The 17,711-nt window shown below is 61.1% G+C and carries 17 protein-coding genes; 15 read left to right on the top strand and 2 right to left on the bottom strand.

Features of this window, described 5'->3' with window-relative positions:
* Window positions 1–6: 6 nt before the first annotated feature.
* The 4 genes from WB650_RS21530 to WB650_RS21515 are packed head-to-tail and all read left to right on the top strand — an operon-like array spanning window position 7 to window position 4,471.
* Window positions 7–792 (top strand): QueT transporter family protein, encoded by a 786-nt coding sequence (locus WB650_RS21530; RefSeq protein WP_423961990.1) that lies wholly within the window; start codon window positions 7–9, stop codon window positions 790–792.
* A 14-nt stretch (window positions 793–806) separates the two neighbouring features.
* Window positions 807–2,543: an ABC transporter ATP-binding protein gene (locus tag WB650_RS21525; RefSeq protein ID WP_422302329.1), complete on the top strand. Its 1,737-nt coding sequence runs from the start codon at window positions 807–809 to the stop codon at window positions 2,541–2,543.
* Window positions 2,543–3,361 carry an energy-coupling factor transporter transmembrane component T family protein gene (locus WB650_RS21520; RefSeq protein WP_422302328.1) on the top strand — a complete coding sequence of 273 codons (819 nt, stop codon included), beginning with the start codon at window positions 2,543–2,545 and terminating at the stop codon, window positions 3,359–3,361. Before WB650_RS21525 ends, WB650_RS21520 begins: the two co-directional genes overlap by 1 nt.
* Window positions 3,362–3,421: 60 nt before the next feature.
* Window positions 3,422–4,471, top strand: a complete 1,050-nt coding sequence (locus tag WB650_RS21515) for a 1,9-bis(guanidino)-5-aza-nonane synthase (protein ID WP_422302326.1) — start codon at window positions 3,422–3,424, stop codon at window positions 4,469–4,471.
* A gap of 89 nt (window positions 4,472–4,560) precedes the next feature.
* Here the strand turns inward: WB650_RS21515 and WB650_RS21510 are convergent, their stop codons facing one another.
* Window positions 4,561–5,595: an MBL fold metallo-hydrolase gene (locus WB650_RS21510; protein WP_422302324.1), complete on the bottom strand. Its 1,035-nt coding sequence runs from the start codon at window positions 5,593–5,595 to the stop codon at window positions 4,561–4,563.
* Window positions 5,596–5,900: 305 nt separating this feature from the next.
* Here WB650_RS21510 and WB650_RS21505 point away from each other — a divergent pair, with 305 nt between their 5' ends.
* Both WB650_RS21505 and WB650_RS21500 read left to right on the top strand, forming a co-directional pair.
* Window positions 5,901–6,359: a PQQ-binding-like beta-propeller repeat protein gene (locus WB650_RS21505; RefSeq protein ID WP_423961988.1), complete on the top strand. Its 459-nt coding sequence runs from the start codon at window positions 5,901–5,903 to the stop codon at window positions 6,357–6,359.
* Window positions 6,268–8,094: a PQQ-binding-like beta-propeller repeat protein gene (locus WB650_RS21500; protein ID WP_423961986.1), complete on the top strand. Its 1,827-nt coding sequence runs from the start codon at window positions 6,268–6,270 to the stop codon at window positions 8,092–8,094. Before WB650_RS21505 ends, WB650_RS21500 begins: the two co-directional genes overlap by 92 nt.
* A 107-nt stretch (window positions 8,095–8,201) precedes the next feature.
* Here the strand turns inward: WB650_RS21500 and WB650_RS21495 are convergent, their stop codons facing one another.
* Entirely contained in the window at window positions 8,202–9,458 is a 1,257-nt protein-coding gene (locus tag WB650_RS21495) for an alkyl sulfatase dimerization domain-containing protein (RefSeq protein WP_422302320.1), read from the bottom strand.
* 63 nt (window positions 9,459–9,521) lie between these two features.
* On the opposite strand from WB650_RS21495, the gene glgB reads away from it, so the two are divergent.
* The 9 genes from glgB to WB650_RS21450 form a co-directional block, all read left to right on the top strand.
* On the top strand, window positions 9,522–11,729 hold the full coding sequence (gene glgB, locus WB650_RS21490; RefSeq protein ID WP_422302318.1) for a 1,4-alpha-glucan branching protein GlgB: 2,208 nt from the start codon (window positions 9,522–9,524) through the stop codon (window positions 11,727–11,729).
* Between the two features lie 20 nt (window positions 11,730–11,749).
* A complete protein-coding gene (locus WB650_RS21485) occupies window positions 11,750–12,355 on the top strand; it encodes a hypothetical protein (RefSeq protein ID WP_422302316.1) in 606 nt (201 codons plus the stop codon).
* Window positions 12,356–12,499: 144 nt separating this feature from the next.
* The gene (locus WB650_RS21480; RefSeq protein WP_422306345.1) at window positions 12,500–12,817 is read left to right on the top strand and encodes a hypothetical protein; all 318 of its coding nucleotides are present in this window, start codon (window positions 12,500–12,502) and stop codon (window positions 12,815–12,817) included.
* Between the two features lie 31 nt (window positions 12,818–12,848).
* Window positions 12,849–13,109, top strand: a complete 261-nt coding sequence (locus WB650_RS21475; RefSeq protein ID WP_423961983.1) for a DNA gyrase inhibitor YacG — start codon at window positions 12,849–12,851, stop codon at window positions 13,107–13,109.
* Entirely contained in the window at window positions 13,106–13,930 is an 825-nt protein-coding gene (gene lpxA / locus WB650_RS21470; protein WP_422306337.1) for an acyl-ACP--UDP-N-acetylglucosamine O-acyltransferase, read from the top strand. Before WB650_RS21475 ends, lpxA begins: the two co-directional genes overlap by 4 nt.
* Before the next feature lie 108 nt (window positions 13,931–14,038).
* On the top strand, window positions 14,039–14,509 hold the full coding sequence (locus tag WB650_RS21465; RefSeq protein ID WP_423961981.1) for a DUF1214 domain-containing protein: 471 nt from the start codon (window positions 14,039–14,041) through the stop codon (window positions 14,507–14,509).
* Window positions 14,506–15,057 (top strand): DUF1254 domain-containing protein, encoded by a 552-nt coding sequence (locus WB650_RS21460; RefSeq protein WP_422306341.1) that lies wholly within the window; start codon window positions 14,506–14,508, stop codon window positions 15,055–15,057. Before WB650_RS21465 ends, WB650_RS21460 begins: the two co-directional genes overlap by 4 nt.
* 162 nt (window positions 15,058–15,219) lie before the next feature.
* On the top strand, window positions 15,220–15,675 hold the full coding sequence (locus WB650_RS21455) for a cytochrome c maturation protein CcmE (RefSeq protein WP_422306343.1): 456 nt from the start codon (window positions 15,220–15,222) through the stop codon (window positions 15,673–15,675).
* A 15-nt stretch (window positions 15,676–15,690) separates the two neighbouring features.
* On the top strand, window positions 15,691–17,711 hold a 2,021-nt coding region (locus tag WB650_RS21450), incomplete at its 3' end, for a heme lyase CcmF/NrfE family subunit (RefSeq protein WP_423961979.1).

The following is a 17,711-nucleotide window of genomic DNA, read 5'->3' as shown; positions in this document are numbered from 1 at the left end:
CACGCGATGAGCGACCTTCGACTGATGTGGCGCAACACGCGGATGGTCGTGCTTTGCGCGATTTCGGCCGCGCTATATGCCGCGGTGCTGGTGCCGTTCAAGGTCGTCCCTCTAATTCCCGGCGTCACCGAACTGCGTCCCGCCAACGCGATTCCAGTCGTGTGCTCGTTCCTGTTCGGCCCCGCGGCCGCGTGGGGTTCCGCGATCGGAAATATGATTGGCGATTTTTTCGGCGGAGTCTCGCCCGGCGACATCGCGGGATTCTTAGCGAATCTCGCCTACGGATGGATACCGTACAAAGTCTGGGAATTGATCGCCCGCGGGGAGAGTCCTGTTCTCCGTTCCCCTCTTACAATTTTCAAATACGTCATCGCATGCCTGACGGCGAGTGTGCTGTGCGCCGACCTGGTCGGATGGGCCGATAACGTGCTGGTCATCCGGCCGTTCGCGATGCTCGGCAACGTGATCATCCTCAACAATATGATCTCGGCGCTCGCCCTCTCGCCGTTCATCCTCGCCGCCGTCTATCCGCGCGTAAAAAAAGGCCGGATGCTTTATACCGACATGATGCCAGAGGTGAAACTCAAGCCGGTGCCGATTCGAGCGTTCGGCTTCGCGTTGCTGATCGCGGGAGAGGGCGGCGCCTGGATTTGTGGAAACCTGCTTTCGACCGGTAACTGGGCGCCGAAGTTCCTGCCCGCGTGGATGCTCGTCGCGCCGTACGATAAGCCGGTCCTGATAATAGTCGGCCCGTTTCTGCTGTTGGCGTTCGCAGGCCTGTTCATGATGTGAAAACCGACGCGCAAATGTTTTCAATTGCTTCGGTGAATTCCGACCTGCACGCCGTGTCGGTTCAGGGAGTCACCTTCACCTATCACGGCGCCGACCAGCCTGCGCTTCGAGCGGTGAGCCTCGTGCAGAACGCCGGCGAGATGATCGGCGTGATGGGCGCGTCGGGCGCGGGGAAATCGACGCTCGCGAAATGCCTCAATCGCATCATCCCGGAGTTCGAGGACGGCGATTTTCACGGCGCGATTCTCATCGCGGGCGAATCGATCGAGCATCTCCGCGTATGCGATCTTGCGCCGAAGGTCGGCATGGTGTTCCAGGATTTCGAGTCGCAACTGTTCTCGACCAACGTCGCGCATGAGGTCGCGTTCGCGATGGAACAGGTCGGAATGGACCGTGCCGAGATGGACCGGCGAATCATGCCCGCGCTCGAGGCGGTCGGCCTGCGCGGCTTCGAGCATCGCGATCCGATGTCGCTGTCGGGCGGCGAGAAGCAGCGGCTTGCGATCGCCTCGGTGCTGGCGTTGCGCCCGTCGGTCATCGTGCTCGACGAGCCGACCACCGACCTCGATCCGGAGGGCAGGGCTGAAGTCTTCGAGCTGATCAAAAAGCTGCGCGCGCAAGGCTTGAGCCTGATTGTAATCGAGCACGAGTCCGAGGAGCTGCGCGCCGCCGATCGGATAGTGGTTCTGCGCGAGGGCGAAATCGCTGCGGACGGCCCGCCGTCTGAAGTGTTCGCGCGCACCGAGTTGCTCACAGCATGCGGCGTGCGTCCTCCGGGACTTGGTCACGCACTCGAGCTGCTCGGAATCGACGCGCAGCCGAAGAGCGTCGAGCAGGCTTTTGAGGTGATCGCGCGCGCGTATCCGAGCGTCGTGGCGACCACCTACGACAGCATCGCCCGCTCGCGCGTGTCGGAGGAGCCGAAGGCTGCTGGCAATACGATCGCCGCTCCCGCATTTATCGGAATCGAAAACCTGAGCTACAGCTACGCGGGCGGTCCGCGCGTGCTCAACTCCATCGAGCTCAAGGTCGGCGCCGGAGAATTTCTCGCGATCGTCGGGCAGAACGGTTCCGGCAAAACTACACTGGCCAAGCACATCGTCGGTCTGCTCCAGCCCGCGACAGGCCGCGTGACGATTGACGGCAAGGATCGCGCGCTGATGCGTCCGGCCGAGACGGCGCGCGAGGTCGCATACGTTTTCCAGAATCCTGACCATCAGATTTTCGCAGCCACCGTTCAGGATGAAGTCGCGTTCGGCCCGCGCAACTTCGGCTTGCCCGATGACGAGATTCGCCGCCGATGCGACGAGGCGCTCGAAGCGGTCGGCCTGCAGAATGAGCGCCAGAGCGATCCGTTCCTACTGAGCAAGGGTGAGCGCCAGCGCTTGGCGGTTGCGAGCGTGCTCGTGCTGCGGCCCCGGATGCTGATTCTCGATGAGCCGACCACCGGCCTGGACCATCGCGAGCAACTGCGGATGATGGCGCTGGTGCGCGACCTCAACCGTGCCGGAATCGCAATTGTGATAATCACGCATACGCCGTGGCTGGTCGCAGAGTATGCGCGGCGTGTGGTGCTGATGCGCAAGGGCGCGAAACTTTTCGACGGCGGCGTGCGCGAGTTTTTCATGCAGGACGAGCTGCTGCGATCGTCGTCGTTCCGAGCGCCTGAAATCACCGAGTTGAGCCGCCGCTTCGGCACGCTCGCGCTGACCACCGACGAATTCGTCGCGTGGGTGAAGGGACGCACCTGATGCCGATTTATTTGTATATCGATCGCGGCACGTTCGTTCATAGGCTGCATCCGACGGTCAAAGTGTTTTCGCTGTTCATCATGTTCTGGTCGGTGTATTGGGTGGACAATCCGATCGCGCTGCTGGTTCCGATCGGACTGATCATGCTGTGGATCGCGCAGTTGACGGATTCGTGGCCGAATTTCTATCGTCTCCGATGGCTATTCGTAATTCTGATTTTTACGACCACGCTGATGTGGATGGTCTTTTACCAGCGCGGAACGCCGATCTTCACACTGCCGCTGTTTCACTGGCGCGCGCACACCGTTGCGATAAAGGTCACCCGGCTTTCGATCAAGTTTGGCCTGGGGCGCGGGATCAAGCTGGCGGAGTTGCTCGCGGCGTCGGTGCTGTTTCTTTCGACCACCAAAATCGAGGAGTTCACTTACGGACTTCAGCGGATGCGAGTGCCGTATCGTGTCAGCTTCGCGATCTCGCTCTCCTTTAGGTTAGTACCGCTGTTTATCGACTCTGCGGTGACTATAGTCGATGCGCAGCGGTTACGCGGCTACGATTTCAACCAGGGCGGACCGCTCGAACGGGTGCGTCGTTACGTGCCGGTCGTGATTCCGGTTTTCATGGGCGCGCTGCGCAAGGCGAACAACATGGCGATGGCTCTGGAAGCGCGCGGCTTCGGCTTCAGTCACGAGCCCACGACGTTTATCGAGTACCCGGTAACGCCGGCGGATATTATTGCGTTCGCGTTTTTGATCGGGCTCGGCGCCTTGTACTTCATGCTCTACTGGACGGGGGTGGGCGGAATCGGGCCGCTCAAGTAGCGTACAACTCAGCCGATGCCTACTATCGGCGATCAAATCGAGGACATCGCGAGGACCGTAATGAGTGCCAAATCAGAATTTCTTAAAAAACCGATCGAACATGTCGATATCACGCGCGACAGCGTCGTGCCGATTGTCGAAGCGATGGGACAGATGGCTTACAGCGCGCGAGACCTGCATCGCGCGGCGACGATTTACGATCGCATGCTGCGCGATCGCGACTGCGGCGTGATCCTGTGCCTGGCGGGATCGCTCATCAGCGCGGGACTGAAGCGCGTCTTCGCCGATATGATTCGCAATCACATGGTCGACGCGATTGTCAGCACCGGCGCGAATATTGTCGACCAGGATTTCTTCGAGGCGCTCGGCTTCAAGCATTGGATAGCCGAGGATCGGTTCAAGTACGGGCTCGACGACGACAAGCTGCGCGAAATGCATATCGATCGAATCTACGACACGCTGATCGACGAAGATGAACTGCGCGTGTGCGACGAGACGATTCACAAAATCACCGACAGCCTGGAGCCGCGGCCGTATTCGTCGCGCGAGTTCGTCGGCGAGATGGGCAAGTTCCTGGCCGAGACCGGCGCGAAGAGCGGCGCGAGTATCGTGCTCGAGGCGTATCGCGAAGAGGTGCCGATTTTCTGTCCCGCGTTCAGCGATTGCTCTGCGGGATTCGGACTCGTGGCGCATCAGGCGGCGCGGCACGGCAAGCCCAAGGTCTCGATCGACAGCGCCAAGGACTTTTACGAACTGACGCGCCTCAAGGTGAAGAACGAAAGCACGGGTCTGTTCATGATTGGCGGCGGCGTACCAAAAAATTTCGCGCAGGATATCGTGGTCGCGGCCGAAGTGCTTGGGCATGACGTGCCGATGCATAAGTACGCGATCCAGATAACAGTCGCCGACGTGCGCGACGGCGCGCTCTCAGGCAGCACGCTCAAAGAGGCGAGCAGCTGGGGCAAGGTCGATACGACTTACGAGCAGATGGTGTATTGCGAGGCGACAATCGCAGTGCCGCTGATCGTCGGCTACGCATACCACAAGCGCGGATGGGAAGGGCGCTCCTCGCGCAAGTGGAGCTCGGCGCTGGATAAAGATCAGGTGTAAATCACTTTATCGAATGTGAAACCCGCGGTGGGTTTCACACTTCCTTCGGAAGGGCTAAGCCCTGCACCTTAGACTCTCGGATTCTTCCCTCACTCGACTGGAAGCCTGGCCTCTTTCCATTCGAGCATGCCGCCCTTCAGGTTCCAGACGTGCTCGAAGCCCAGGCCGGTGAGGATTGCGGCGGCGGTGGCGCTTCGCACTCCGACGCGGCAGATCGCGACGATGTCGCGAGTCTTCAGGTTCGCCAGCTCTTCCGTTCGCTCGGGCAATTCCTTCAGCGGGATCAGGCGCGCGCCGGCGATGTGACCTAGCTCTCCGCGGTACTCTTCTTCTTCGCGGACATCGATCAGCATTGGAGGATTGGAGCTCGCGATCCGATCGCGCAGCTCCGCAGCGCTCAGCTGTCGCACCTGGTTGAGTTGCGCGAGCGTCGGGAACTTGAGCGTGCCCGCATCGAGGTCGGATTCGTTCGGTTGCAGCGACTCCTGGATGCCGTCGGGCAGCGGCAGCCCGAGGTTGTTCATCAAGTTGATGTAGTCGTCGCGCGTTTTGCCCGCCAGCCTCGGGTTCGAGCTCTTTTCATCTCGAATGGTGGATTGCGTATGTCCGCGATAATCGTGCGCGGGGAAAACCAGCGTCGTGTCCGGGAGCGTGAACAGCTTGCGCGTTATCGAATCGTACTGAGCACCCGCGTCGCCGCCCGCGAAATCCGCGCGACCAGTACCGTGGATGAACAACACGTCGCCGGTGAAGACTCGATCCTTCGCGAGCACGCTAATCGAATCCGGTGTGTGGCCGGGCGTGTGCAGGATGCGGAGTTCCTCGTCACCCACTTTCAGCGCCTGATCGTCTTCGACGTGGATGCCGACGTGGGGCGCCGGCGCCAGTCGATGCATCGCGACGGGCGCATCGGCCAGCGCGCCCAACTCCAACGCGCCGCTGCGATGATCGGCGTGCGTGTGAGTGTCGATGATCAAGTCGAGCCGCAATCCGTGATAGGCGAGGACCGCGAGGTATCGCTCGACCTTGTCGCGCAGCGGATCGATTATGGCGGCCTTGCGCGTTGCTTCCGATATCGCGAGGTAAGCCTTGCACTTGCCGTGATTGAGTTCGCGAAAGATCATTCGACTGTTCCCAGCACCGCGATTGCAGCGGCTAGAGCATCAGTAGCAGACGGAGTGGAAGTCCTTCCAGTCCGGACGGAATGGTGATTTCCGGATGCGGCGTGTCAGCGCTAACTAGCGCCCTCAATTTGTGCTACGAGTTCACCCTCAGTCGATTTGCTTGCGCACTGTGGAACGACTTCTTGTCTCTTCGAGGCGAAAAAATCCGCATCGGCGCGATCGTAATTCTGGGCGCGATTGCGCTTACAATATTGAACGCTGCACCCCGAATTTTATTCTGCGCAACCACGACTCCGATGTCGCCAATGTTCCATCACGATCGCGCGCATACTGGACGAAGCCAATTCAACACCAGTTCCAACAACGGCAAGCTCAAATGGGCCTTCGCAACCGATGGTGCCGTGGTGACTGCGCCGGCGATCGGTGCAGATGGAACCATTTACATCGGCTCCGATGACCACAACCTCTATGCAGTGAAGCCCGACGGCACGCGACGGTGGAAGTTCGAAACCGGCAATAATGTTCAACTTTCCTCACCGGCAATCGGCTCAGATGGCACCATCTATTTCGGCTCCGATGACGGCAACCTCTACGCGGTAAGCCCCGATGGCACACAGAAGTGGAAGTTCGCAACTGGCGGTACGGTGGAGTCCTCGCCGGCAATCGGCACCGATGGGACGATTTACTTTTGGCTCCCGGGACCACAACCTCTATGCGCTGCGGCCCGGTGGCGCGCAAAAGTGGAAGTTCGAAACCGGCGGTGATGTGACGGCGGCGCCGGCGATCGACGCTGACGGAACGATTTACGTCGGTTCCTTTGACCACAATCTCTACGCAGTGAACCCCGACGGCAAACAGAAGTGGAAATTCGCAACGGACGGTCATGTAGCTTCCTCTCCGGCGATCGGCGGCGATGGAACCATTTACTTCGGCTCCGGTGACGCGAACCTCTATGCGGTAAGACGCGACGGCACGCGGAAGTGGACGTTTAAAACCGGCGGTCTGATGTGGTCGTCACCGGCGATCGGCTCAGATGGCACCATTTTTTTGGGCTCGCTTGACCACAATCTCTACGCGGTTAACCCCGATGGTACGCAAAAGTGGAAGTTCGAAACCGCCAGTGCGATTGAGTTCTCCTCCCCCGCGATCGGCGCCGACGGCGCGATTTACGTCGGCTCCGACAACTACAATCTCTATGCACTAAGCGCTGACGGCACACAAAAGTGGAAGTGTGTAACCGGCGGTGATTTCTCTTCGCCGACGTCCTCTCCGGCGATCGGATCTGATGGAACCATTTACGTCGGCTCCTATTCCCAGAACCTCTACGCAGTGGGAAGCGGACTTCCTTCCCCAACCGCATCTGCAACCACGTCGGCCAGTTCCGCGCCAACAAGGCATCCGATCACGGGTTCGCCCGCCTGGCCCACGTTTCATCACGATCGTGCAAACTCCGGCCGAAGTCAGTTCGACACAAGAGCCAACACTGGCGCGCTCGAGTGGGCCTTCGCGGCCGACGTTGGAGTGGGCGCTCCCTCGGTTGGTGCCGATGGCACTGTCTACTTCGGCTCGCGGGAACACCTTTACGCCGTAGACTCGAAGGGTGCTCTGAAATGGAAGCTACCGGCGCCGGGAATCACCGATTCGACGCCGGCGATAGCCTCCGATGGCACCGTCTACTTCGGCTCCGAAGACGACAATCTCTACGCGGTGAACCCCGATGGTACATCAAAGTGGGCGTTCTTAACCCACGGGATGGTGAGATCCTCGCCGCAGATCGGCACGGATGGCACGATCTACGTCGGCTCGGAAGACCGCAACCTCTATGCGGTTAACCCCGATGGCACGCAAAAATGGAAGTTCACCACGGGTGGTTGGGTGGTCTCCTCGCCTGCGATCGATGCCGCCGGAAACATCTACGTTGGATCCAGAGATAAGAACCTCTACGCAGTTAACCCAGACGGCACGCGGAAGTGGGCATTTGCAACCGGAGATGACGTGGCCTCTTCGCCCGCGATTGGCGCCGAGGGCACAATCTACGTTGGTTCTTTTGATGGTTATCTCTACGCGGTAAATTCCGACGGCACACTGAAGTGGAAGTTCAAAACCAGCGATTCCGTAAAATCCTCGCCGGCAATCGCAGGCAACGGTACGATTTATGTGGGGACCTACGGCTCCCATTACATCGGCAACCTCTACGCGCTAAACCCCGACGGCACGCTGAAGTGGATGTTCACGATTCCCCACCCGGGTATCGGGGACTCTTCGCCGGCGATCGGCTCCGATGGGACCATTTACATCGGTACTGATCTCGTCCACAAGAACCGCCCCACCGCCTCTTCCCTCTGTGCCATTAGTCCCGACGGCCGGCTTAAGTGGAAGTTTGATACGGAGGGATACGGCGAGCTTTCGCCGGCGATCGGCGCAGACGGCACCGTCTACATCGGCTCCGGTGATGGCAATCTCTATGCGCTGGGCGCTCCTGCCCGTCTTCGACATTGATCGTGACGAGCGGCCGGCGCGAAATCACGCATCGCCACAGACGCACCGGCGACCGCTGCCGACGCCATCGCGCCTATCAGATCCATGCGATTTCCGTCCCTGCCTCGTCAAATTTGCGATTTTGCGCGCTCGCGGAGTTGGCGGGCGGCGCCGGCGAAGAAGTTGCGCGCGATGAACGATCGCTCGCCGCCTGCCATCGCTTCAAGAATCTCGGCGTTCAACCTGATTGCCTCATAGTCGGACGGGTTCGCATTCAGCGCTATCTCGGCCAACGCCAGCGCGCGTTTCAAGTCGGCCGCATCTTTGAGTGCGCGGGTTTTTGCGAGGATTGCGTCGCGGCCGCATAGCGCCAGGATGTCCGCGCCGCGTTCCTTGCGCGATGCCGGGAACATCTGCGACGGCTCTCCCGTCCACCATCCGGCGTAGCGGCGGATGACGTCGCGCACCACGAACGGGGCGCATCCGTAAATCGGTTGCAGGTACGGTTTCGCCGCGAGGTCCGCCGGAATCGAAATATTAGCCTCGACAATGTCCACCGGCCACTCACCCGCGTTGAGCCGCCGCACGACTTCATCGTGGATAAGGCGCAACGCGCGAGCCGTCTCGCTCAGCACTTCTTTGCAGAGTTCTTCACCCCGATACGCGGGTCCGTGTCCGGGGAGAATATATTGCGGTGCGCATTTCGCGATCGCTTCGAGCGTCTCCGCCCATTCGAGCGTGTAACGCTGCACCTTGTTGGGATTGCCGGTGTTCGGCATCGACGAGACGATCAAGTCGCCGACCATCGCGAGCCGCCGCGTCGGCATCCAGACCCAGGTCGCGTCGTCTGTCTCGCCCATCGCATGATGCAGCTCGACCGGCTCGCCCACCAGGTCGAGAAATTGTTGATCGCGATAAACCAGGTCGGGGAAGCTGAACGACTTGGGATCAAAGAGCCCGTCGCTTGCGAACGCGCCGCCGAACTGGAGCCGATTGATATGCGACTGCCATCCGCGAGTGAGGGCGTAGCGCTTGAAGCGACCGGCAACGTCCTCGTGCGCCCAGATTTTCGGACGCGCATGCCCGCGCGTGATCGCGTCGGTGATAAAGGCCTCGGTACCGAACGCATGATCGCCGTGACCGTGCGTATAGATGAGAAACGCGAATGGTTCCTCGCTGACCTCGCGAATCGCTCGCACCGCGGCCGCGCCCATCTGCCGCGAGCTGGTATCGACGACGATCATTTCGCCGCGCCCGTACGCGAACGCTACGTTGGCGAAGCCGTGGAACATCGCGATTCCCGGTTCGATCACTTCGAGCTGCCCCATCTTCGGGTCGAAGCCGGGCAGGTTGTTCGCTTGCTTTGAATTGGGCGTGGAACTCATTTTCGATCTCCCGCGGACGCTGGTCGCCTGCGACGAATCTATCGTTTAGACTTTGCAGTTGAAATGAAGGCTGAACAGATCGAATCGAGCGCGTCGCATCGAGAGCGAGAAGTGGAGCGCCTGCTGGCGTTCCAGCATCACGATCCTCATTCGATTCTCGGTGCGCATCTCGAGGGCAATCGCCTGTTCGTCCGGGCGTTTCGGCCGGGTGCATCGCGAGTCGACCTGATCGTGCCTGGCGATGCGCCGCGGCCGATGCGCATCCGCGACGCCGCTGGACTATTCGAGGTTATCGTCGAAGGCCGCGTCTCGATTTTTCCTTACCGGTTCGAGATTCACTACCCCGACGGCAACTCGGTCACGACTTACGATCCTTACTCCTTCATGCCGACGCTCGGCGACCTCGATCTTCATCTGTGGGGCGAGCAGAAGGACGACCGCGCCTACGACAAGCTGGGTTCGCACGTGCGCGAGATGTCGGGCATCCGCGGCGTGTCGTTCGCGGTGTGGGCGCCGAATGCGCGCGGCGTCAGTGTGGTCGGCGACTTCAATCGCTGGGACGGGCGCGTCCACATGATGCGCACGCTCGGCAGCTCCGGTGTGTGGGAGATTTTCATTCCCGGCATCGGTGCGGGTGCAAATTACAAATACGAAATTCGCACCCGCGACGGTAATTTGCTGCTGAAGAGCGATCCATTCGCGCAAAGAATGGAGGTGCCGCCCGCGACTGCCTCGATCGTTTCCGAATCGAAGTACGAGTTCCACGACGCAGATTGGCTTGCAGAGCGGACGCGTCGCGAATGGATCAAAAGTCCCATCTCGATTTACGAGGTTCATCTCGGCTCATGGCGGCGCGTGCCGGAGGACGGCGGTCGCCCGCTCACCTATCGCGAGATGGCGACGATGCTTGGCGACTACGTCACCAGCATGGGATTCACGCACATCCAGTTGATGCCCGTGATGGAGCATCCGTTCACCGGCTCGTGGGGCTACCAGGTCAGCGGCTATTTCGCGCCGACCTCGCGCTACGGCAGTCCCGACGACTTGCGCTACCTCATCGACGAGATGCATCGCCGCGGCATCGGCGTGATCCTCGACTGGGTGCCCGCGCATTTCCCTAAGGACGAATTCAGTCTCGGCCGCTTCGATGGCACCGCGCTGTTCGAGCACGCCGATCCGCGCCAGGGTGATCATCCCGAATGGGGTACCTACATCTTCAACTACGGCCGCGCCGAAGTGCGCAACTTCCTGACCGCGAGCGCGCTCTACTGGCTCGGCGAGTTCCACGCCGACGGCCTGCGTGTCGATGCGGTCGCGTCGATGATCTACCTCGACTACGCGCGGCGCGAAGGCGAATGGATTCCCAACGCGTTCGGCGGGCGCGAGAACCTCGACGCGATCTCATTCCTCAAGAAGCTCAACCAGGACGTCTACCGCCTCAACCCGGGCATCATGATGATCGCCGAGGAGTCCACCGCGTGGACGGGTGTCAGCCGCCCGGTCTTCATGGGCGGGCTCGGCTTCGGCTTCAAGTGGGACATGGGCTGGATGCATGACACGCTCGAGTACTTCACGCTCGATCCCATCTACCGCCGCTATCATCATCGCGATCTCACCTTCGGCCTGCTCTACGCATGGAGCGAAAATTTCGTGCTGCCGCTGTCGCATGACGAGGTCGTGCACGGCAAGCGCGCGATGCTGGCCAAGATGCCCGGCGATCGCCTGCAGCAGTTCGCCAATCAGCGCGCGCTGTTCGCGTACATGTGGGCTCGATCGGGCAAGAAGATGATTTTCATGGGCCAGGAAGTCGGCCAGTGGCGCGAGTGGGATCACGATTCGAGCATCGACTGGAACCTGCTCGAGTACCCGGATCATCACGAGCTGCAGGTGCTAGTGCGCGATCTCAATCGCATCTACCGCGACGAGCCTGCGTTGTGGGAGGCCGATACCGACCCCGCCGGCTTTCGATGGCTCGAGGCCGACGACGCCGACAGCAACATGATTGCGTTCATGCGCGTGGCGCCGAGCACCGGCCGCCGCATCATCTGCGTGGGCAATTTCTCGCCGGTGATCCGCAGCCGTTATCGCGTCGGCGTGCCGGGCCCCGGATTCTATCGCGAGATTCTCAACACCGACGCGGCCGCGTACGGCGGAACCAACGTCGGCAACAAGGGCGGCGTCGAGGCGGCCGCGATTCCGTGGCACGGATTCGCGCATTCGATCGCGATCGACATGCCGCCGCTGGCCGTGATCTGGTTCTCGGTTCCGTAGTCGGGCTATACAGTTCCGCTATGGCCGAGGACGAACACCAGCGCCGCGATCGCGAAATCATACGCACCGAGCGTTCGCTGCTCGCACGGCTCGGCCAGGCCATCAAAGTCGCCGACCTCATGGCAGTCCTGATGGTGCTCGCAACGTTCTTCAGCGCGTACGCCACCTGGCGCACTGCCTTGGTCACCAGCGCGATCTTCGCCGTCGCCGATCGGCCGTTCCTCGGCGTCCAGCAGGTTAACTTCGAGATGGACGACCCGGCGCATCCGATCATTATGGTCGACTATAAAAATTTCGGGAACATCCCCGCCCTCGACACGATCTTGAGCGTCCATGCTGTGGTCGACGGCAAGCTCATCAAACCCGCCGCCGGCGCGATGTCGGAGATAGATGCGGGAATCGTCTCGCCGAACGTGCCGCACTACTTCTACATCAGCCTGCCGTCGGACAACTACCAGGCAGTCGCCGCGGGTAAATCCAATCTGCAAGTCCACGTCCGGTTTGTGTACAAAGGTCCCGCCCACCTGATGCAGCTGTGCTACTTCGAACGGTTTGCGTACCAGCTCCAGTGGAACATTTTTCAGGCCTCGGGCGGCGACGATCGATGTGGCACCGAGGTCTTCTGAGTATGATCGGCGGGGCAGAACGCCTCTTTTAGACAACCCGCCCATCGTGTATTAATCCGTCAGCGCGTGATCGCCTGCCGCGCGGCTCGCTTAGGAAGGGAAACTGGCGGACGCCCGCCTCAACCCGGTTGAGAGGAGAACACGATGCGGACTGGAAAAGTTGTCATCTCGAAAATTGGCGAACGGGGAATGCGAATCATTCCTGCGGCGGCTCTGGCTGCGTCGCTTGGAATGCTCGCGCTCGGCGGATGTTCGTCGCAGAACGCGGACCAGCCACCCGCACAGCCGATCATGGCAAATTTCGCGCTCGACAAGTGCCAACAGCTCGAAGCGAACCTTTACAAATGTCCAGCCGTCGATCAGCCGCTTTGTACACCGGAGTTCAATCGCACCGATGTGAATTGCGTGCGCGTCGGCCCCAAAGGCAGCGTCTTCGTCCAGCGCGGCGGCTACAATCCCTGAGCGCAGCTGAGCGATAGTTCGCGGTCGGTAGATGAGGGTTCTGCGGATCTTCGCGGCGTCGTTGCGCGTCGCGCGATCATCTGACAATTTTTTAGATGAGATGACGTGTCCCATCTGCAAAAAGCCCGCTGACCTCTCCCCGCGCAATCGCTTCCGCCCGTTCTGCTCCGAGCGATGCCAGATGATCGATCTCGGCACCTGGGCCTCCGGCGATTACAAGGTCGAGGGCTCGACCACGCCTGCCGACAACGAGCATCACGACGACCTGAAGAAGCGCAGGCTGCTCAATTGACGGGTGAGGCGCCGCCGCGGATTCATCCGACCTCGGTGGTGGGTCCCGACGTCGAGCTCGCGGCCGGCGTCGATATCGGTCCGCTATGCCTGATCGACGGTAAAATCCGCATCGGCCTGCGCACTCGACTAATCGGTCACGTCACGATTCTCGGCATCACCGAACTCGGCGCCGAAAACGTGCTTCATCCGGGCGCGGTAATCGGCGACGAGCCTCAGGATCTGACGTACACCGGCGTCGCGCGCTCAGTTAAAATTGGCGACCGCAACGTCTTTCGCGAGCACACCACCGTCCATCGCGGCAGCGAGCACGGCGACATCACCATTATGGGCGACGACAACTTCATGATGCAGAATGCGCACGTTGCGCACGATTGCCGCATCGGCAACTCGACCATCATCGCAGGTGGCGCACTGCTCGCAGGATGGGTCGAGCTGGGCGACCGCGCGCTGGTCTCGGGCAACTGCGTCGTGCATCAGTACACGCGCATCGGACGGCTCGCGATGATGCGAGGCCTGTCGCGCACCAGCCGCGACGTGCCGCCATTCTGCATAATGGACGGCACCCACACGCTGCGCGGAATTAATGTCGTGGGCCTGAAGCGCGCCGGCATCCCATCAAAATCGATTCACGCCCTGCGCCACGCCTTCACGAGTTTGTTCGGCACCCGCCAGAATTTGAAGCTGGCAATCGAACGCCTGGAAAAATCCGGCGACGCGACGCCCGAAGTAACCGAGATGTTGAATTTCATCAAAGCCTCAAAACGTGGCGTCGCCTTCGGCCCCCACGATCCGCACTCTTCCGACGATTCCGAATCATAGGATCCCGTCACGCGAGTTGTTTGGAAAATTCTGGCGGTTCTGATCGTCGGGACCTTGCTCGGGGTCTCCATCACCTGGCTGACGGTATTTCACAGCAGCTCGGTCCGCGTGAGCGATGGTCCCTGGAAAACCAGCCTCACCGCAGGGAGTACGGAAAGCAGTCCTTACCAGCGCGCCTCGGTCGCCGTGCACGGCCTCTTCGCGCTCAATCGGAGTGAGGCGATCTACTATACGGCGTCCACCGACAGCGATGGGCACGCGCTCGACGGTCATTGCCGCTATGAAATCACCGGCCGCGATCCCGACGCGCGATGGTGGAGCATTACGGCCTACGGTCCCGACGATTATCTGATTCCCAATCCGACGCACCGCTATTCAGTTTCGAAAACAGCGATCGCGCGCGACTCGAGCGGCAACTTTGCCGTGCAAGTCGGAACCGACGCGGCCGGCGCTAACGGGATTCCGGTCGGACAAGGACGCTTCACACTCACGTTGCGCCTCTACAACCCCGGCCCCGGCGTCGTTCTCGATCCAGCACACGCCGCATTGCCAGCATTGAAGCAGGTGTCCTGCTCATGAACCTGCGCGAATGGACGCCGTGGATCGCCGCGACCATCTCCGTGGCCGCGCTGGTGCATCTGGGAACGCTCTACGAGCTGCCCCGTCGCATCGAGGCGCGGGTGCTGACGCGGATGGGCCCGCCGAACACGATGCGTTTTGCCAAGCGGCCGGACGAGACGTCGCGCGGCGTGGTCAGGCCGAGCCCCGATCTTCTCTACTCGGCTTGCCCATTCGATTTGTCGAAGGGGCCGTTGAAAATCACGGCGCGCGTGCCGCATTCGACCTATTGGTCCGTCTCCGCCTTCGACGCCGCGACCAACAACTTTTTCGTCCGCGACGATCAGCAGGTCGCCGGCGATTCGATCGAGATCATCGCGCTGCGGCCGGGCATGGCGGTCCCGCCGCTCGACGCCGCCCCGGTGCGGGTCATGCTCTTCGCGCCGACCGACAAGGGTCTCTTCCTGATCCGTCTCCTCATCAACGACGAAAAGAACCTGCCCGCCCTCGACGCGCTCCGCCGTCAGGCCTCTTGCGAGACCGTCCCGTCGCTGCCCACCTCGCACTAGTTACGAGTTCTCGCTCGCTCGACCGAAAGAAGGATTCCCCAAACCTGAGAGCAAAATGGCGTCCTCGCCATTTCGCGATTAATCCTCTTTCACTGGGTGCAGGGGTCACCCTGCCGAAGGAAGCGTGAAACCCACCGCGGGTTTCACTACAATTAATCCGCAATGCGCATTCGTCCACGATTTTTCATCGGCGTAGGATTAATCGCCGCCGCGATCGGTTACCTGATCTTCAGCGCGATTCGCACTACGTCCGAGTACTACCTGACCGTGCCCGAAGTGGCCGCGCGACAGACCGAGCTTGGCGGGCAGGCGCTCCGCATCGCCGGCCGCGTCAAAGCCGGAACAATCAACTGGGAGCCAAACACTTTGACCCTCAAATTTGAAATCGTGCCGATTCCCGACGTTGGCGCAGATGGCGCGCCGATCAAACCGGTTGCCGTCGTAGCATCCGATCCCGTCTCGTTCCGCGTCGTATCTGCCGGTGAGCCCAAGCCCGACATGTTCGCGGCCGGCCGCGACGTGATCGTCGAGGGCAAACTCGGTCCCGACGGCACCATCGCCGCGACCCAGGTCATGACGAGTTGCCCTTCCAAGTACAAGCCTAAGCAATCACAATAGCTGCCGGGTGTTTTGATGCCGCAACTTGGCAACCTCGCGCTCGCGATCGCGCTGATTCTCGCCGTCTATTCCATCGTCGCGAATGTTTACGGCGCGCGCCGCGGTGCACCCGACTTCGTCGTCAGCGCGCGCCACGCAATCTGGGCGATGTGCGCGATGGTCACCATCGCGGTCGTCGTGTTGTGGATCTCGCTGCTGCGCAGCGACTTCTCGCTCGAGTACGTCGCCGCATACTCCAGCACCACGCTCCCGACCGTTTACAAATTCACCTCGCTGTGGGGTGGGCAGCAGGGCTCGCTGCTGTTCTGGACCTGGCTGCTGTCGATCTTCACGTCGATCGCCGCGTTCCAGAATCGTCGCCGCAACCCCGAGATCGCGCCGTATGCGCTCGCAGTCCTGGCCGGCGTCGCGATCTTCTTTCTGATGATGCTGAACTTCGTCACGCGCCCATTCGACCTGCTCGCGACGGTTCCCGCCGAAGGTTCCGACCTGAATCCCCTGCTGCAAAATTACTGGATGGCGATACATCCGCCGTCGCTCTACACCGGCTACGTCAGCGCGACCGTACCGTTCGCCTTCGGCGCCGCCGCACTGATAACCGGCAAACTCGACGACGGATGGATTCGCTCGACGCGCCGCTGGGCGATTTTTTCCTGGTTCTTTCTTACCCTCGGCAACATGTTCGGCGCACGATGGGCCTATGAAGTGCTGGGCTGGGGCGGATACTGGGCGTGGGATCCTGTAGAGAACGCGGCCTTCATGCCGTGGCTCGTGATGACCGCGTACCTGCATTCGGTGATGATCCAGGAACGCAAGGACATGCTGAAGGTCTGGAACCTGTCGCTGATCGGGCTCGCTTTTGGACTCACGCTCTTCGGCACGTTCATCACGCGCAGCGGCGTCATCTCGTCGGTGCATTCGTTCACGCAGTCCGGGCTCGGCCCGTATTTCTTGAGCTTTCTGATAACCGTGACGCTCGCGTACACGGCGCTTTTGATCTTCCGATCGAAGCAACTGCGCAGCCCCGCCGAATTCGAATCGTACCTGTCGCGCGAAGCTGCGTTTTTGTTCAACAACCTGATGCTGGTGGGCATCGCGTTCGCAGTTTTCTGGGGCACCATCTTTCCGGTGCTGTCGGAAGCGGTGCGCGGTGTGAAGATTACCGTCGGGCCGCCGTTCTTCAATCGCGTCAACGGACCGCTCGCGCTCGGCCTCGTCTTCCTGATGGGAATTGGACCGCTGATCGCATGGCGCCGCACCACGACCAGTAATCTCGTGCGAAGTTTCGCCGCGCCCGTCGTGATCGGCGTCGCGACCGGAATCGTCGCCGCTGCTGCGGGCCTTCGCCAATGGTACGTGCTTACCGCCTTCTCGCTGGCGGCGTTCGTGCTCGGTACAGTGCTGGTCGAGTTCCGCCGCGGAGTGAACGCGCGGCGTCACATGGTCGCTGAGCCTCGCGCAAAAGCATTGGTCAATCTGGTCGCCAAGAACAACCGCCGCTACGGCGGCTACATCATTCACGTCGGCGTAATCGTCGCGTTCGTTGGAATCGTCGGCTCGTCGTTCTTCCGCACCGAAGTGAAAAAGAGCGTACACGCCGGCGACAGCTTTACGATCGGCTCGTATACTCTCCGCTTCCAAGGTTTGGATGAAACCGACACGCCTCATCTGGAGAGCGCCACCGCACGCGTCCAGGTGCTCGGCGCCGACGGCCGCGAGATCACCGTGATGTCGCCGGCGAAGCTTTTCTTCAAACGCCCGCAACAACCCGCGACCAAGGTCGCGATTCGTTCGACGCCTGCCAGTGACCTTTACGTCGTACTCGCCGGAATCGACGACAGCGGCCAGACCGCAACCTTCGAAGTCTTCCTGACGCCTCTGGTCTTCTGGCTATGGGCCGGTGGCCTGATGATGGTGCTCGGCACCGTGATCGTGATGTGGCCGAATGTGCGCGAGCGTGCCGCAATCGCAACCGCGCTCAGCCGCTCATCGACCGGAGCGCCCGAGCTCGCTGATGCAGCGCCCGGAGGTGACTG

Origin of the sequence: Binatus sp. (SeqCode), assembly GCF_049584895.1 — a bacterium.
Classification (GTDB): Bacteria; Desulfobacterota; Binatia; order Binatales; family Binataceae; genus Binatus.
The sequence above is the reverse complement of the archived record's forward strand: the minus strand, read 5'-3'. Positions and strand labels throughout refer to the sequence as shown.

Coding starts and splice junctions, on each gene's coding strand:
- WB650_RS21530 (WP_423961990.1), top strand. CDS start 7: ATGAGCGACCTTCGACTGATGTGGCGCAACACGCGGATGGTCGTGCTT.
- WB650_RS21525 (WP_422302329.1), top strand. CDS start 807: ATGTTTTCAATTGCTTCGGTGAATTCCGACCTGCACGCCGTGTCGGTT.
- WB650_RS21520 (WP_422302328.1), top strand. CDS start 2,543: ATGCCGATTTATTTGTATATCGATCGCGGCACGTTCGTTCATAGGCTG.
- WB650_RS21515 (WP_422302326.1), top strand. CDS start 3,422: ATGAGTGCCAAATCAGAATTTCTTAAAAAACCGATCGAACATGTCGAT.
- WB650_RS21510 (WP_422302324.1), bottom strand. CDS start 5,595: ATGATCTTTCGCGAACTCAATCACGGCAAGTGCAAGGCTTACCTCGCG.
- WB650_RS21505 (WP_423961988.1), top strand. CDS start 5,901: ATGTTCCATCACGATCGCGCGCATACTGGACGAAGCCAATTCAACACC.
- WB650_RS21500 (WP_423961986.1), top strand. CDS start 6,268: ATGGGACGATTTACTTTTGGCTCCCGGGACCACAACCTCTATGCGCTG.
- WB650_RS21495 (WP_422302320.1), bottom strand. CDS start 9,458: ATGAGTTCCACGCCCAATTCAAAGCAAGCGAACAACCTGCCCGGCTTC.
- glgB (WP_422302318.1), top strand. CDS start 9,522: ATGAAGGCTGAACAGATCGAATCGAGCGCGTCGCATCGAGAGCGAGAA.
- WB650_RS21485 (WP_422302316.1), top strand. CDS start 11,750: ATGGCCGAGGACGAACACCAGCGCCGCGATCGCGAAATCATACGCACC.
- WB650_RS21480 (WP_422306345.1), top strand. CDS start 12,500: ATGCGGACTGGAAAAGTTGTCATCTCGAAAATTGGCGAACGGGGAATG.
- WB650_RS21475 (WP_423961983.1), top strand. CDS start 12,849: ATGAGGGTTCTGCGGATCTTCGCGGCGTCGTTGCGCGTCGCGCGATCA.
- WB650_RS21460 (WP_422306341.1), top strand. CDS start 14,506: ATGAACCTGCGCGAATGGACGCCGTGGATCGCCGCGACCATCTCCGTG.
- WB650_RS21455 (WP_422306343.1), top strand. CDS start 15,220: ATGCGCATTCGTCCACGATTTTTCATCGGCGTAGGATTAATCGCCGCC.